Annotated in this window: 15 protein-coding genes and 1 pseudogene; 7 read left to right on the top strand and 9 right to left on the bottom strand. The window is 39.1% G+C overall.

Features of this window, described 5'->3' with window-relative positions; translation table 11 throughout:
* Nucleotides 1-26: 26 nt before the first annotated feature.
* The 3 genes from EXE09_RS05990 to EXE09_RS05980 form a co-directional block, all read right to left on the bottom strand.
* Nucleotides 27-1199 carry an MFS transporter gene (locus EXE09_RS05990; RefSeq protein ID WP_130116660.1) on the bottom strand — a complete coding sequence of 391 codons (1173 nt, stop codon included), beginning with the start codon at nt 1197-1199 and terminating at the stop codon, nt 27-29.
* A gap of 102 nt (nt 1200-1301) precedes the next feature.
* Nucleotides 1302-1883, bottom strand: coding sequence for a TetR/AcrR family transcriptional regulator (locus tag EXE09_RS05985; protein ID WP_130116659.1), 582 nt, complete (start codon nt 1881-1883; stop codon nt 1302-1304).
* A gap of 129 nt (nt 1884-2012) precedes the next feature.
* A complete protein-coding gene (locus tag EXE09_RS05980; protein ID WP_130116658.1) occupies nt 2013-2669 on the bottom strand; it encodes a TetR family transcriptional regulator in 657 nt (218 codons plus the stop codon).
* Nucleotides 2670-2874: 205 nt separating this feature from the next.
* On the opposite strand from EXE09_RS05980, the gene EXE09_RS05975 reads away from it, so the two are divergent.
* Nucleotides 2875-3894 carry a ferredoxin reductase gene (locus EXE09_RS05975; RefSeq protein WP_130116683.1) on the top strand — a complete coding sequence of 340 codons (1020 nt, stop codon included), beginning with the start codon at nt 2875-2877 and terminating at the stop codon, nt 3892-3894.
* Between the two features lie 116 nt (nt 3895-4010).
* A complete protein-coding gene (locus EXE09_RS05970) occupies nt 4011-5150 on the top strand; it encodes a fatty acid desaturase family protein (protein ID WP_130116657.1) in 1140 nt (379 codons plus the stop codon).
* 80 nt (nt 5151-5230) lie between these two features.
* Here the strand turns inward: EXE09_RS05970 and EXE09_RS05965 are convergent, their stop codons facing one another.
* The 5 genes and pseudogenes from EXE09_RS05965 to dapA all read right to left on the bottom strand — a co-directional run bounded on the left by EXE09_RS05965 (nt 5231) and on the right by dapA (nt 9147).
* Nucleotides 5231-6037, bottom strand: a complete 807-nt coding sequence (locus tag EXE09_RS05965) for a GIY-YIG nuclease family protein (protein WP_165382039.1) — start codon at nt 6035-6037, stop codon at nt 5231-5233.
* A 27-nt stretch (nt 6038-6064) separates the two neighbouring features.
* Nucleotides 6065-6253 (bottom strand): annotated as a pseudogene (locus tag EXE09_RS19005) (DUF6508 domain-containing protein); the annotation flags it as partial.
* 615 nt (nt 6254-6868) lie between these two features.
* The gene (purC, locus tag EXE09_RS05960) at nt 6869-7588 is read right to left on the bottom strand and encodes a phosphoribosylaminoimidazolesuccinocarboxamide synthase (protein ID WP_068975543.1); all 720 of its coding nucleotides are present in this window, start codon (nt 7586-7588) and stop codon (nt 6869-6871) included.
* Between the two features lie 37 nt (nt 7589-7625).
* Nucleotides 7626-8234 (bottom strand): lipoprotein-34 precursor (NlpB), encoded by a 609-nt coding sequence (locus EXE09_RS05955; RefSeq protein ID WP_130116655.1) that lies wholly within the window; start codon nt 8232-8234, stop codon nt 7626-7628.
* A gap of 16 nt (nt 8235-8250) precedes the next feature.
* Nucleotides 8251-9147 (bottom strand): 4-hydroxy-tetrahydrodipicolinate synthase, encoded by an 897-nt coding sequence (gene dapA / locus EXE09_RS05950; RefSeq protein WP_130112642.1) that lies wholly within the window; start codon nt 9145-9147, stop codon nt 8251-8253.
* A 634-nt stretch (nt 9148-9781) separates the two neighbouring features.
* Here dapA and mhpT point away from each other — a divergent pair.
* The 3 genes from mhpT to EXE09_RS05935 all read left to right on the top strand — a co-directional run bounded on the left by mhpT (nt 9782) and on the right by EXE09_RS05935 (nt 12876).
* Complete coding sequence (gene mhpT, locus EXE09_RS05945) at nt 9782-11005, top strand: 3-(3-hydroxy-phenyl)propionate transporter MhpT (protein WP_130116682.1); 1224 nt, start codon at nt 9782-9784, stop codon at nt 11003-11005.
* A gap of 191 nt (nt 11006-11196) precedes the next feature.
* Entirely contained in the window at nt 11197-11841 is a 645-nt protein-coding gene (gene pncA, locus EXE09_RS05940; RefSeq protein ID WP_087552133.1) for a bifunctional nicotinamidase/pyrazinamidase, read from the top strand.
* Nucleotides 11842-11922: 81 nt separating this feature from the next.
* Nucleotides 11923-12876, top strand: coding sequence for a bile acid:sodium symporter family protein (locus EXE09_RS05935; protein WP_087552132.1), 954 nt, complete (start codon nt 11923-11925; stop codon nt 12874-12876).
* Between the two features lie 49 nt (nt 12877-12925).
* Here the strand turns inward: EXE09_RS05935 and EXE09_RS05930 are convergent, their stop codons facing one another.
* Entirely contained in the window at nt 12926-13396 is a 471-nt protein-coding gene (locus EXE09_RS05930) for a DUF523 domain-containing protein (RefSeq protein ID WP_087552131.1), read from the bottom strand.
* Between the two features lie 100 nt (nt 13397-13496).
* Here EXE09_RS05930 and EXE09_RS05925 point away from each other — a divergent pair, with 100 nt between their 5' ends.
* Both EXE09_RS05925 and rph read left to right on the top strand, forming a co-directional pair.
* Entirely contained in the window at nt 13497-13760 is a 264-nt protein-coding gene (locus tag EXE09_RS05925; protein WP_068975549.1) for a DUF4031 domain-containing protein, read from the top strand.
* 200 nt (nt 13761-13960) lie between these two features.
* Nucleotides 13961-14677 (top strand): ribonuclease PH, encoded by a 717-nt coding sequence (gene rph, locus EXE09_RS05920; protein ID WP_068975550.1) that lies wholly within the window; start codon nt 13961-13963, stop codon nt 14675-14677.
* Nucleotides 14678-14827 lie beyond the last annotated feature (150 nt).

Raw genomic sequence — 14827 nt, 5'->3', positions numbered from 1 at the left:
TTTGAGTCAATGCTAAAAACGTTGACTCAACGTGCTCCAGCCTTGAAGCCAGAATGACTGAACCAAACTAAACACAGGGCGATTACAATAAAAGGCAACGTGCTAAAACTGAGCAGAGATGCTCCAAATGAATCTAGAATGATGCCACCCGTAAAACCACCACAAGCGATGGCAAAATTAAAGACAGTGACTAGAATAGATTGTGCAACATCGGCATCTTGACCTGCTGCATCAGCAAGCGCTGTTTGTAGTAAGGTTGGCGCACCACCGAATGTGATGCCCCAAATCGCAAGACTCAGAAAAATTAAAACAGGTGTTTGCACGCACAGTAGCAGAATCAGCATTGCCACGGCAAAAAAGAGCAAACTGATCAGGGTAAGTTTCCTGAGCCAACGATCAGTGAGTACACCTGTGATCCAAATCCCAACAATGGAAGCTACGCCGAAGATCATAAATGCTGTTCCGATCCATGTCGTCATCTCTGCATTCATCAGTACGGGTGCTAAATAGGTGTAGACAATATTATGCGCAAGAATCCACAAGAAAAGCGTCGCAAGAATGTAGGCGATACCAGGTAAATGTAGAACCTCGAAAAGAGATTTTTGTTGTTCAGCAGTTTGCCCTTTAAAATCAGGTACTAATAGCTGAATCCAACAGATTAACAAGAGTGCAAAGCCCGCCAAAATCAGGAAAATGTCTTGCCATGCCAACAGTTTGCCTAACCAGTTGCCTAAGGGAATTCCTAATGATAAAGCGAGGGGCTGTCCTACACATGCAATCGCAAGCGCCCGACCTTGTAAATGATCTGCAACCAAACGACGGGCATAGCCTGCAAATAGCCCCCAGATTAAGGCTGTAGATACCCCAGCAAGGAAGCGAAACAGTAGAATCCAGTAATAATTAGTCGAAAAAGCGGTACATAGATTAAAGATCAGCAGTCCAGCAATACCGCTAATAAAGACTGGACGACGATTTAGATTACGCGTCCACGTAATCAATGGAATAGCACTGACGACCGCTCCAAATGCAAAAATACTGATCATCTGTCCTGTTTGTGCTTCACTGATATGCAGTCCCTGACTGATTTGCGGTAACAAACCAGCAGGGATGGTTTCAGTCACAATGGCGAGAAAGCTTGCCATAGCAAAAGCAATCAGCTGTAGATAAGGCAGTGATTCTTTCTGAACGGTATGGGTCATATCGGGATGTCCTGTTACAGAAAATTATATTGGAATGATTGTTCCAGAAATAAGTAAAAAAATGCATCCATAATCTCAGTTTTTATGATTTGGATGATGTCCTTACAATAGATTGAGAGCCATCTGAATGACGCTTTGTAAGTGATGCTGACGCTCAGCTAATGCAGTCCCCTTGGCTAGAACTCGCATCCCTTGCATGGTGTTGACAAAAAATAGAGCCAAAGCCTCAGGATCTTGTTGGTTTGATATTTCACCTGTATCTTGTGCCCGAGAAATTAATTGAGCAAAGGCTTGGCAGAGTGACTGAAAGTTTTGCTGCAATACACTCGCAATTTGAGGATCTTGTGCGGATATTTCTAGACTTGCCTTGGCTGCAAAACATCCCCGGGAAGGGTTTGGGTTTAATTCATCATGCAGAATATTCATCAAAATCTGTTCAATCAGATCACGCGCCTGACCTTGTCCTGACAAAATGGCAATATTGGCTGCTGTCACTGAGGAATAGCATTTTAAAGCATCGAGGTACAAATGATGCTTACTTTCAAAGGTGTTGTATAAACTGCTTCGGGATAATCCAGTGCCTTCTACGAGATCTTGGATAGAGGTTGCTTCATAACCACGTTCCCAAAATACCTGCATGGCAGCTTGTACGATTTCATCAGGTTGAAATTCTTTTTTACGCATTTTAGTCGATATCTTTTTGAAAGATTATTTGAGGATGGTTGTTTTGGAATGAATGTTCCAGAAATAATAAACCAAGTTTATAGAGAGGTCAAATTGTATTGGAATGTATTGTAAAAAGAGTTGTTATATTTAATTTGTAGAAAGATCAGGCGAACTTTCCCAATGATTTATACCTTTAAAAATAAGTTGGATTTGCGTTACAGCTTGCTTTTTTAACACCATTTTTTGCAATTCAAGCTCGATACCTGAATATTGACGTGACAAGCTCATCCAAGACATTGCCCAAGTAAAACAGAGATTAATCAAAATATTGGTAATGGCTTTTAGGTCATTTTGATTCTGAAAATTTTTAATGACTTCAAACTTTTTAAGATCATTGGCGAGGTCATCATTTAAAAAGTCTATTTCAAGCGCAATCGCTCGACGAACCACCTCTGAACCGCCCCAACGTTCTGCAATCATAAAAATCCATTGTTGAGGGCTAGTATCTACAGCTTCAAAGAACAATTCCATACTGGTTTTGGTCTTGGCTTCAGGATGCGCCAAACCTTTACCGAGTTGATGTAAGACATTTTTTAAATACAGCGCAACTTGGTCAACCAGCTCTTTACCTAGCTCATCCATATCTTGGAAATGGCGATAAAAGGCAGTCGGTACTAAACCGACTTCACGGGCAACTTCACGCAAGCTAATACTCGAAAATGAACGACCTGATGTGCTTAAGCTTAAAGCAGCATCAAGTAAAGCCTGACGACTTTGTTGTTTACGTTCATCGCGTATCGACATATTGCTGTCCGAAAAAATTGTTGTGATGAGTCTATCAAAAATAGCGCAACAAAATCACATTAAATTAAGCGACGAATGTCAGTGTACAGGTGTTGACTGAGTTTATAAAAATAATTATAGTGCACGAGTGTTCACTAAAAGAACATTTGTTCACTCAATAAATAGCAAGCACAAAGAGGAACGTCACATGAGTCAAATTGCTGCCATGAGTAATATGCAATATCAGCCACAATGGGTACGTGAGGATTTTGTCGATTTTATCGCTGAAAAAATCAATCCTGTTTGGGCTTGGAAAAAAGTTAAAGCGGTTGTGATTAAAACACGCGCTTTAAGCGATGATTTTTATCAAATTCAACTTCGTCCAAATCGCAACTTTAAACATCAACAGTTTAAAGCAGGGCAAAGTATTCTGGTTACTGTAGAAATTGCAGGGGTATGCCAACAGCGTAGTTATTCTGTGGTGAAGTTTTTGGACAATGGTGACATCATCATTGCCGTGAAACAGCAGGGTAAAGTATCCAATGCTTTAACCCAGTTAAGCTTTGGTCATGTTGTCGAATTGTCTCAAGCTCAAGGCGAGTTTGTGTTAGAGCAAAGTACAGCACCATTATTATTGATTGCTTCAGGCAGTGGGATTACTGCGATTTATGCCTTGTTGCTAGAAGCATTGACCGATTCGAATCGTCCAGTAAATTTGATTTATTTCAGTCGTGATCATGCTTTTCACGCAGATTTGGAACAATTGCATCAACAAAATGCTCAGTTCCATTATCACTACATCAATACAGTTGAACAGAAACAGCATTTGACTTTGGAATTGATACAAAACTTAGTGCCTGATTTTGCACAAGCTCAAAGCTATGCTTGTGGTTCGTCTACGATGATGCAAAGTGCTCAGCAAATCTTTCAAGATTTGGGCATTGCAGATCGTTTAAAACAGGAATATTTCCAAATTGCTGTCGATGAAAATTTAGCAACACAACCCGTAGTGTTCTTACGTTCACAGCAAGAATTTGAAGCTAAATCCAGCTTGCTTGAAAGTGCTGAACAGGCGGGTTTAAAGCCAACACATGGTTGCCGTATGGGCATGTGCAATACCTGTACCTGTACCAAAGTCAGTGGTTCGACCAAAAACATGCTGACAGGTGAGATCAATCACGATAGCAATACTCAAATTAAATTGTGTATCAGTCAGGCAGTCAGCCCAGTCACCATTAATTTATAAACTAAAGTCTTTTTAACTACATTCAAACAACTTCTTGATCTATTGAGTCAAGAGAGGGAAGTTGTACCCAAAATTCAGCAAAGGCTTCTAAAAATGAAGTGCTGAGGAGTAAAACAATGAATATGTCAGTGAATTTTCCAAACAGTAAATCAAAACATTTAAATGCTGAACAAACAGCAGAATTTGGTCGCCGTGTCGATGAAATCCGTCGTGAAGTGATGGAAAGCATCGGCGAACAAGATGCTAAATACATTTATAAAATCCGTAATTTTGTGCGTTATAGCGAAATTGCCTCACGTGGTATGTTGATGTTTGGTGGTTGGATTCCACCTGTTTGGGTGGTTGGTACGAGTTTATTAGGTATTTCCAAAATCGTGGAAAATATGGAGCTTGGTCATAATGTGATGCACGGACAATTCGATTGGCTGAATGATCCAAGTTTGAATGGTGCGAATTATGACTGGGACACGATGTCGACTGGTGATGATTGGAAATATACCCATAATTATGTGCATCATACTTATACCAATATTGTCGGTATGGATCATGATGTGGGCTATGGTTTATTGCGTGTCAGTGAATCGCAAAAATGGGAACCTCGCTTCTTGTTCAATATTCCTTTGGCGATTCAGTTGATGGTGTTTTTTGAATGGTATGTCGGGGTGCAAAATCTACATTTGGAAGATGCGTTGGTATATAAAACCAAAACTTGGAAACAAGTCTGGGCGGATGCAAGCAAATTCCGCAAGAAAGCACGTCGTCAGATTGTAAAAGATTATGTATTTTTCCCATTGATTGCAGGACCGAATGCTTTACCCGTTTTGGCAGGCAATGCGATAGCCAATGTGATTCGTAGTTTATGGTCTTCAGCGGTGATTTTTAATGGTCATTTCACTGAAGACGCTGAAACTTTTGAAGTGGATAATGTTGAAAATGAAACCCGTGCTGAGTGGTTTCTACGTCAAATTCGTGGTTCGAGTAATTTTACAGGCACAGAGTGGCTACATATTTTAAGTGGTAATTTGAGTCATCAAATTGAGCATCATTTATTTCCTGATATGCCTGCCAATCGTTATGCGGAAGTTGCACCTAAAATCAAAGCTTTATGTGCAGAATATGGTATCAACTATAATGAAGCCAATTTCTTTCAGCAGTTTGGTAGTGTCTGGGTGCGTTTAGCGAAGTGTTCTTTGCCGAATAATATGACCGCTAAAATTATGCAGTCGGTACAGAAGGTGAAGGGGATTTTTGCTTAGCCATTCTTGGTGAAATTTGACTTTTGACGAGAGAAAGCCCAATTTGAATATTGGGCTTTTTGATTAACAATGGAAATTTTTTAGTTAGAGTTATAGCCAAATTTCCGTGTAAGTAATGTTTCTTTCCACCAACTTTCTCTACTTAATATTACTTTATCGTCTGTTGTTGATTTAAAAATGTCGAGTATTGAATATCTAAAATTATTTTCAATATGCTCCTGAGAGAGTTGTTTTAGTTGGACATTGCCACCATGCCTACTTTTAACATAATTTTGCCATCTGTTAAGCAACATATTTTCAGCATATGCTGAACCAACATACATCTTCCCATTGGAAATATCTGTGATTAAATATACGGCTTTTTGATTTTGTAATGCTGTTTTCCATGATTCTTTATCAATAACTCTTGAGAGTTCATTCCATGAAATATTGACATTTTCATAGCCTGGAAAAATATCATTATCAAAGACATCAGGGAGTATTTGATAGACTTCACACTGGTTAATCAAAGAGTTAGCATTTCGGACAACTGATTGTGATGTGTTTTTATATTTTACAATTACACGACCTACGAATTTGTTATATTCAGTTAGAGTTTCAAACTCATATCCCATTGCTTCTAGTAGATTTAAATCTTTAGTGACTTTCCCAATATGAAATAACAACCATAGATCTTCTTTAGGTTTAATTCTAAGTAGCCCAATTGTTGTCTGATCTTGTTTGTAGGACTTTTTCCCTTTGTAATTCCAATAATGCCCATTAAGAAGACCAGCCATATCCCCATTTTTAAAAGCTTCTATAACATTCCAATTTGCTGGACCATAATCGAAATTAAGTCTGATCTTCACATTTTCTAGTTCTTTAATTTGTAATATGTCATTTAGCATGACTTTATTTTCAGTGTCCAAAATTTCACTTATTTTTTCTAAAGCAAATAAAACCAGACCTGAACGCAAAGTATTAGAAAGCACTCCTTCCATAAACCGATCAGTGCGTATGGCAGAGGTTAGAAATGCTAAAATCGTATTTCGATTAAAGTTAGTAATTACTTCTTCATCTATTTCATTATATATAGATAAAACTTCTTGATAGTTTGAAATCATTTTATCGCGCATTGCTTCAATAAAACGAATTTCAATATCTTCAGTAGAAGTATCCTGATTCTTGTTTAACTTTTTTAAATCAGTTTTAAGTTCTAATAAAGATGCAAAATTATTCATCATTAATTTTCTTAAGTAGCTATGTTCTTAGGTAATTTATAATAAAAACAATGTTTTATCAGGGTGAAAAGTAGTCAAACATAATTAAAGCGACATGTTTTGTCGCTAACATGAATAGCTTTCATTAATATTTGGGTGAGAAAATTTTGATTTTAAGAGATCTCATTTTTAAAACAATCTGCCGCTCAAAGTTTGTAAGCCAAAACGTACAAAGATTTGCGGATTTAGCCAATATACGCATTAGCTAAAAATTCGTATTATGAACACATAGAGAGCAGGAAGCTCCAGACAAAAATAAGAAAAGGAAGAACAAGGAATGTGAGGTACGACAGGAGTTATACCGCAAGCATCAAATACGTAAAAAAGCCCAACAGGATGTTGGGCTTTTTTATTTCAACTGAATTAAGTTATCGCATCAATTTAAATTTAAAAAATTTTATTGAGAATAAAAAACCGAGTTATTTCTAACTCGGTTTTTAGAAGCATCAAATTCTAAAATTAGATGTCTGAAAGATCTACACCAATACGTGCAGCAACTTCTTCATAAGCTTCAACAACACCGCCTAAACCTTGACGGAAACGGTCTTTGTCGAGTTTCTTCTTAGTATCTTTATCCCATAAACGGCAACCGTCTGGAGAGAACTCATCACCCAATACGATACGGTCATGGAACACACCAAACTCAAGTTTAAAGTCAACAAGAAGCATGTTGCCTTGAGCAAACAAGTCTTTAAGTACGACATTTACTTTTTGAGTAAGTTCTTTCATTTGAGCCAATTGTTCAGCATTTGCCCAACCCAATGCAATCGCTTGAGATTCGTTCACCATAGGATCGCCTAAAGCGTCATCTTTGAAGAACAATTCAAAAGTAGGTGGAGTAAGTTCTAAACCTTCTTCAACACCTAATCGACGGCACAATGAACCTGCTGCATAGTTACGCATTACGCACTCTACAGGGATCATTTGTAATTTTTTCACTAAAACTTCAGTTGGAGAAAGAAGTTTTTCAAAGTGAGTTTCGATACCAGCCGCAGCCAATTTTTCCATGATAAAGGCATTAAAACGGTTGTTCACCTTACCTTTACGATCTAGTTGCTCTATTTTTTCGCCATTGAATGCAGAAGCATCGTCACGGAAAACTAGAATTAGATGATCAGCGCTATCTGTTTCATAAACGGATTTCGCTTTACCAGTATAGAGCAAGGTTTGTTTTAACATGGGGGAACCTTTTGCAAAAAAAAATTGCCTAGAACGACTAGGCTGGCCAGTTTTGGTAAATCTGGGTTAATAACTGTGCAGATTTTTCTTTATCTGCAAAGCTATTATCGGCGTTAAACACGGCGATCGTGTTACTTGAACCAACGGAGCTAAGTTTCAACACATAGGTGCTATTGTCGATTTTCACAGTCGCCTCATTGGCGTTTTTGCTTTTACCGATTAGCTTGTGATTGAGACTACTGAGGGTTGCAAGTGTGTACTGCCAAATTGTAGCAGAATTTCCATCGATTTTGATCAATGGATTGCCATTTCCATCGGTTAAAAGTTGCGGACGACCGACGCTTTCAGAGGATGTTGTTGTCTCATTGGCAGTTGCACTTGATTTTTCAACTTCAGGACGCGGAACTTCATACCGATTTCCACGTTTATTTTCGAACACTGGTGCATGTTTCAATGCAAGTGGATCAACAATCGGAGCAGGATACATTGGCGTTGCAGGTCTAACTGTTGACCCTTCAGGGTATTTAAGCGGCTCTACAGAGGTTGTATTTTTATAGTCTAAAGAACCATTGTTGATTCCAAGTGAACTACAACCCGCCAAACTTAAAGCTGAAAGGGCACAAGCTAAACCTAAACGTAATTGCATAATTATAAGCTCTTAATTAAATGAGACCCGCTGCTTTGAGTTCTTCACGCAGTGGAGCACGGTATTGTTCTGCGAGTGGAGTTAATGGTAAACGAACGCCTGTACCAATTAATTCCATTTCATGAAGTGCCCATTTCACTGGAATTGGGTTCGATTCACAAAATAAAATATTGTTTAATTTTGCAACTTGGTCATTTTTCTCTTTTGCAGTAGCAACATCACCCTGTAGTGCAGCAGCGCATAATTCGCTCATGATTTTAGGTGCAATATTGGCAGTCACAGAAATATTGCCTTGCGCGCCAAGTTGAATCAGTTCAGCAGCAGTGGCATCGTCACCTGAATAGACGACCATGTTTTTGCCTTTTAAACCTTCAAGCAATTCTTGACCACGAGGAATATCGCCCGTTGCATCTTTAATACCGACAATCTGAGGAATATCCGCTAAACGAATCGCAGTGTCGTTGTGCATATCTACACCTGTACGACCTGGGACATTGTAAAGAATGATTGGAAGATCAACTGCTTCAGCGATCGCCTTATAGTGTTGGAATAAACCTTCTTGCGTAGGCTTGTTATAATAAGGGGTCACGAGAAGAGCGGCATCTGCGCCGAGTTGTTTTGCTTCTTTGGTGAGTTCAATCGCTTCGTGTGTTGAGTTCGCACCAGTACCGGCAATAATTGGAATACGTTTATTGGCAACACGAATAATTTCTTTAATTACTTCAGCGTGTTCTGCCATGCTAAGAGTAGATGCTTCACCGGTTGTACCGACAGCAACAATACTGTTAGTGCCTTGTTCTATGTGCCACTCAACGAGCTTCTCAAGACTCTTCCAATCTACGCTGCCATCTTCAAACATGGGGGTGACGATTGCGACAATTGAGCCTTGAATGGTCTGTGCTTGCTGAGTCATTTTGAAAAAACATCCTATTTGACCATCCACCATGCGTTTGAGTAAACAAGGATTGGGGATGGTTGCAGTATTTTGATTTGAGCAAAAAACAATCGTATTGAGGATTGCATAATGCTTATGCAAATTATGACTGATTCAGCGTGACAGAACAATATACTTTCGCCAAAGCTAGGAAATTCTTTAACAAAAGCAACAAATCATCCACAGAATCAGCGTCATATTTTTCTGTTATTGGCTTTTTTTGAGTGTTCTATGCCGATGTTTTATTGGACAGTAAGGATTTAGTGTTTTTTAGAATGATAAAAGACGCAAATGTTCTTAAAAAATAGGATCTACAAATTTCTTTTCATAAATAAATTTTCATTTTCTAATCGTTTTTTTATATATAGAAGTCGGAAATCAGTTCTTATTGTATGAGAATAGTCATCTCTATTTTCAATATTCCTGACCAAAAACGTAGAAACTTATACCGAATAATTGGTTCTAACACTTATTTATTCATTCAATAAAGTGAGGATTTTCCAATATAGCTTTTAAGCATCGTCAATTTTCTACCACCTTTTGATAGTTATCTATCTATTCTGACTGTTGGAAGATTCGCCTTTGTTCATATCGCGTAAAAGGATGTTCCATGATGGATAGATCAGTTTCTTTAGATAAAAAGCATGCCACAGTGACTGTGCTGATTTGCTTTTTGATCGCCGTGATCGAGGGTATTGATATTCAAGCCGCTGGGGTAGCGGCAGCAGGGATTAAAGAATACTTTGCTTTGGATGCGACGCAACTGGGTCTATTTTTCAGTGCAGGGATTTTAGGCTTATTGCCTGGCGCATTGGTGGGTGGGCGTTATGCAGATCGTATTGGTCGTAAAAAAGTGTTGATTGCATCCGTTTCAATTTTTGCAATTTTTACTTTAGGTACAGTATGGGTCAATAGTTTTTATTCTTTATTGTTGGTGCGTTTTTTGGCAGGTGCAGGTTTAGGGGCTGCAATGCCAAATCTAATTGCTTTGGCATCCGAATCAACCTCACCTGAAAATCGTGGTCGTGCGGTAGGTTTGATGTATTGTGGTATGCCGATTGGGGCGATTATTGTCTCTTTATTGGCAGCGCAGTTGGCTTCGACAGATTTGGCGAGCAGCTGGAAAATGATTTTCTATGTGGGTGGTCTGCTTCCTTTGATCGTTGTGCCATTGATGATCAAGTTTTTACCTGAGTCACGTGAGTTTTTAAAAGCACAACAAGCTGTGCAAAGTACAGATCAAAAACCATTATCTTATCAGGATTTGTTCAGCCGTGAATATGCACTACGCACGCTGTTGTTGTGGGTGAGTTATTTCTTCACCTTAATGGTGGTGTACATCATGTTGAGTTGGTTGCCTTCTCTATTCACTGAGTTAGGTTTCAGTCGTAAAGATGGCAGTATGGCGATGGTATATTTCCAAATTGGTGCTGCGATTGGTACCGTGGTTTTAGGGATGTTGATTGACCGTTGCAATAAAGCCTATGTCATTATTCTGATGTATGTGGGTATTTTGATTGGTTTATTCAGTTTAAATTCAGCAACCACTTTAAATTTGATGTTTGTTGCGGCTGCGATCATGGGAACTTTCACAATCGGTGGTCAGGGTGTGTTGTATGCCTTTGGTAGTTTTGTTTATCCGACTCATTTGCGTGGTCAGGGTGTCGGTGCGGCTTCGGCTGTTGGGCGTATTGGTGCAATGATGGGACCTGCTATCGCAGGGCAACTTTTGGCAATGGGCAGTGGCGCAACAGGGGTGATCAGTGCCGCGATTCCATGTATTGTGATTTCAGCGATTATCATGGTGTTATTAACGCGCCGTTTAGAGTCTGCATAGTATTGATTCATTTGATTTTATCTTTGGTTTTTGAAAACCTGATTTTAAAAGTGGATTTCAAGGCTTAGTTATTGATTTCTATCACAAGCTCGCATTTGCGGGCTTTTTTATTGTATGTTGAGTCATTGGTATTTTTATTTTCAAAATTAAAATAGCCTATATGAAGTAGGCTTATGAATCAGGGTAGGGAAATGTCACAGTCAGAACGCAGTGCTTTAATCGTGGTCGATGTCCAAAATGGTTTTACCTCAGGTGGAAATTTAGCAGTTGCCCATGCAGAGCAAATTATTCCGACCATTAATCAATTGGCACAACATTTTGACAATATTATCCTGACGCAAGATTGGCATCCTGAAAATCATATTTCCTTTGTTGAAAATCATCCTGATTACCAAGCTTATGACATGATTCAGTTGGATTATGGCATGCAAGTGTTGTGGCCATCGCATTGTGTACAAGGGACACAGGATGCGGAATTTCATCCCGATCTTGATATTCCAACTGCGCAAATGATTATTCGTAAAGGCTTCCATTCACACATCGACAGCTATTCGGCATTTATGGAAGCGGATCATAAGACCACGACGGGTTTAGCAGGTTATTTAAAAGAACGTGGCATTGATACTGTCTATATCGTCGGTATTGCGACGGATTTTTGTGTGGCATGGACAGCAATGGATGCTGCCAAGTTAGGATTTAAAACTTTTGTGATTTCAGATGCAACCAAAGCGATTGATTTACAAGGTTCTTTACAACATGCATGGCAGGAAATGCTCGCGGTTGGGGTCAAACGTGTGGTGGCAAATCAAATTTTAAATGCAGAAAAACAGCAGTAACATCAGAAAAATACAATCCGCTTGTCTAAGTTCGATTAAAATTAGCCTGATCAGGGGTAAAAATGTATTCAGGTAGGGACGATGTCGGCAATCTTAGCGTTTAGCAAATTCGTACAAAAGACGTTTGCACTTTGGGTCGTGGTCTTTGCCTTTATTGCATTGTGTTTCCCAAATGCTTTTGTATGGATGAAAGCTTATATTCCGTGGGTTTTGGGGATTATCATGCTCGGTATGGGCATGACCATGACGGTGGATGATTTTAAAGGTGTTTTGCAAAGCCCCAAAGCGGTGTTGATTGGTGTGGTGGCGCAGTTTGTGATCATGCCAGGGCTTGCCTATTTACTCTGTCAATTGTTCCGACTTCCATCTGAAATTGCTGTCGGTGTCATTCTTGTTGGCTGTTGTCCTGGTGGAACAGCATCCAATGTGATTGCGTATATGGCAAAGGCAAATACCGCTTTATCTGTCGCATGTACGACGGTTTCAACTTTTTTAGCCCCGATTCTGACCCCCGCAATTTTCTATGTTTTGGCCAGTCAATGGATTCCGATTGATGCAGGCTCGATGTTTATTGATATTTTAAAAGTGGTGATTTTCCCAATCATTCTTGGGGTGATTCTACGCAGTGCATTTAAACAAAAGACAGAACAATATATTCAAATCATGCCGTTGATTTCAGTAATTGCGATTGTGGTGATCGTTGCAGCGATTATTGCAGCAAGTAAGGCATCGATTTTACAGTCAGGTTTACTGATTCTCGGTGTGGTCATGCTACATAATGGTTTGGGTTTCTTGTTGGGGTATTGGGCAAGTCGTTTATTTAAGCTGTCTTATCCTGACTCGAAAGCAGTATCGATTGAAGTGGGTATGCAGAATTCAGGTTTAGGCGTAACGCTCGCTGCGATTCATTTTGCAGCTTCACCTGTAACAGCGGTTCCGAGTGCAATTTTTAGTCTTTGGCACAATATTTCAGGGCCTGCATTGGCAACCTATTGGGCGGCAAAGGCGGATAAAATGGCTGAAAATAAAGAATAATATTTTCAAATTTTCTTGAGAGTGCTTAAGCACTCTTTTTTATTTGCATTTACTTATTCTCAAGTTGTTTTAAAAACGCATCCTCAGTCATGACTTGAAAACCATGTTGTTCAAGCAATGCTGTGGTGACGCCTACGCCTTGAATTTTTTGTCCTGTAAATGTTCCATCATAAATCATGTTTGAACCGCAAGATGGGCTATTGGCTTTGAGAATGACATGGGTGACTTGATATTTTTGTGCAAGTTTTAAAGTTTTTTCTGCACCTAAAATAAAGGCTTGCGTGACATCATTGCCTTGCGCATCCATTACTTTCGCGCGATGATTTAAAACATCACAACCATCACCACCGACAATTTCAGCAGGTGGGCGAGGTGTACCCAATCCACCTGAAACTTCAGGACAGATCGTCGCAGCTTGACCTGTTTCAATCAGTTGTTTGAGTTGCTGTTGTAAGCAGTTTTTGCCATCGTAGCGGACATTTTCACCAATGAGGCAGGCGCTGATGAGGTATTTTTTCATATGAATGGATCACACAGAAGTTTGTCGTTTACGATTGAATATTTGAAATAACAACCAATCATTCATATATTCAATATAGCAGGGATTAAGGGGTGAGGATGTGGCTGTTTATGTAGATCGAGCAAAGGTTCAATTTAGAGGTCGAGAATGGTGTCATCTCATGGCAGATACGCTGGAAGAGTTGCATGCTTTTGCTCAGAGCTTAGAGATTGATGCACGTTTGTTTCATCGTACAGCATCTTATCCACATTATGATATTACTTTGGAAATGCGGATTTTGGTCATCGAGCATGGTGCAATAGATGCCGATCGCAGAACGATTATCGCCTGTGGGAAACGTTTGAAATTACAGCTTGGCTATTAACAAAATAGATTATTCCACAGTTTAAAACATCATTCGATGTTTGTTTCAGATATTAAGTTTATGAATTATTTTGTTTTATGAATAAGATGATGATTTGGGTTTTTCATTCAAAATAAAAACAGCATGATGTAATAAAACCATCCCTCTATGATCTGTTATAATTACGCACAATATTTATTTAAATCCAAATAGGACAAACTATGCGTATCGACCAACGTGCATTAGATCAATTACGTGATGTGAAAATTACCCGTAACTACACACGTTATGCGGAAGGTTCTGTATTGGTTGAATTTGGTCATACAAAAGTGCTGTGTACTGCGAGTATTGATAATTCAGTTCCACGTTTTCTAAAAGGAAAAGGTCAAGGCTGGGTGACTGCTGAATATGGTATGTTGCCACGTTCAACACATACACGTAGTGACCGTGAAGCAGCACGCGGTAAACAGTCAGGTCGTACCCAAGAAATTCAACGTTTGATTGGTCGTAGTCTACGTTCAATGGTTGATTTGAAAAAATTAGGCGAAAACACCATTACTATCGACTGTGATGTGATCCAAGCGGATGGTGGTACACGTACTGCTTCAATTACAGGTGCTGCAGTGGCATTGATCGATGCGATGAATGTGCTTCTAGAAAAGAAAAAAATTAAACAAGATCCATTGAAAGGCTTAGTTGCTGCGATTTCTGTGGGTATTTTTGAAGATGAAGTTCTACTTGATCTTTGCTATGAAGAAGATTCTAACTGTCAAACTGACTTGAATGTAGTGATGACACAAGCTGGTGAATTTATTGAAATTCAAGGCACTGCGGAAGAAAAACCATTTACACGTGCGCAATCAAATGCGATGTTAGAAATGGCTGAAAAAGGGATTCAAGAATTGGTGAAAAAACAACAAGAAGCACTGGGTTGGTAATTTTTCAGATTCATTGATATTTAAACGCATCTTCGGATGCGTTTTTTATGAATTAAAATAAGACTTGAAAATTATAGTGTAATATTTTTCGAGAACTAGGCGACATAATTTGTCACTATGTGAAACAAAATTGTTCCACGTTATATTGTA

Origin of the sequence: Acinetobacter sp. WCHAc060025, from assembly GCF_004209355.1 — a bacterium.
GTDB classification, from domain to species: Bacteria; Pseudomonadota; Gammaproteobacteria; order Pseudomonadales; family Moraxellaceae; genus Acinetobacter; species Acinetobacter wuhouensis.
The sequence above is the reverse complement of the archived record's forward strand: the minus strand, read 5'-3'. Positions and strand labels throughout refer to the sequence as shown.

Excerpts from the sequence above, each read along its gene's own strand:
- EXE09_RS05990 (WP_130116660.1), bottom strand. The coding sequence starts at position 1,199 with ATGACCCATACCGTTCAGAAAGAATCACTGCCTTATCTACAGCTGATT.
- EXE09_RS05985 (WP_130116659.1), bottom strand. The coding sequence starts at position 1,883 with ATGCGTAAAAAAGAATTTCAACCTGATGAAATCGTACAAGCTGCCATG.
- EXE09_RS05980 (WP_130116658.1), bottom strand. The coding sequence starts at position 2,669 with ATGTCGATACGCGATGAACGTAAACAACAAAGTCGTCAGGCTTTACTT.
- EXE09_RS05975 (WP_130116683.1), top strand. The coding sequence starts at position 2,875 with ATGAGTAATATGCAATATCAGCCACAATGGGTACGTGAGGATTTTGTC.
- EXE09_RS05970 (WP_130116657.1), top strand. The coding sequence starts at position 4,011 with ATGAATATGTCAGTGAATTTTCCAAACAGTAAATCAAAACATTTAAAT.
- EXE09_RS05965 (WP_165382039.1), bottom strand. The coding sequence starts at position 6,037 with ATGCTAAATGACATATTACAAATTAAAGAACTAGAAAATGTGAAGATC.
- purC (WP_068975543.1), bottom strand. The coding sequence starts at position 7,588 with ATGTTAAAACAAACCTTGCTCTATACTGGTAAAGCGAAATCCGTTTAT.
- EXE09_RS05955 (WP_130116655.1), bottom strand. The coding sequence starts at position 8,234 with ATGCAATTACGTTTAGGTTTAGCTTGTGCCCTTTCAGCTTTAAGTTTG.
- dapA (WP_130112642.1), bottom strand. The coding sequence starts at position 9,147 with ATGACTCAGCAAGCACAGACCATTCAAGGCTCAATTGTCGCAATCGTC.
- mhpT (WP_130116682.1), top strand. The coding sequence starts at position 9,782 with ATGGATAGATCAGTTTCTTTAGATAAAAAGCATGCCACAGTGACTGTG.
- pncA (WP_087552133.1), top strand. The coding sequence starts at position 11,197 with ATGTCACAGTCAGAACGCAGTGCTTTAATCGTGGTCGATGTCCAAAAT.
- EXE09_RS05935 (WP_087552132.1), top strand. The coding sequence starts at position 11,923 with ATGTCGGCAATCTTAGCGTTTAGCAAATTCGTACAAAAGACGTTTGCA.
- EXE09_RS05930 (WP_087552131.1), bottom strand. The coding sequence starts at position 13,396 with ATGAAAAAATACCTCATCAGCGCCTGCCTCATTGGTGAAAATGTCCGC.
- rph (WP_068975550.1), top strand. The coding sequence starts at position 13,961 with ATGCGTATCGACCAACGTGCATTAGATCAATTACGTGATGTGAAAATT.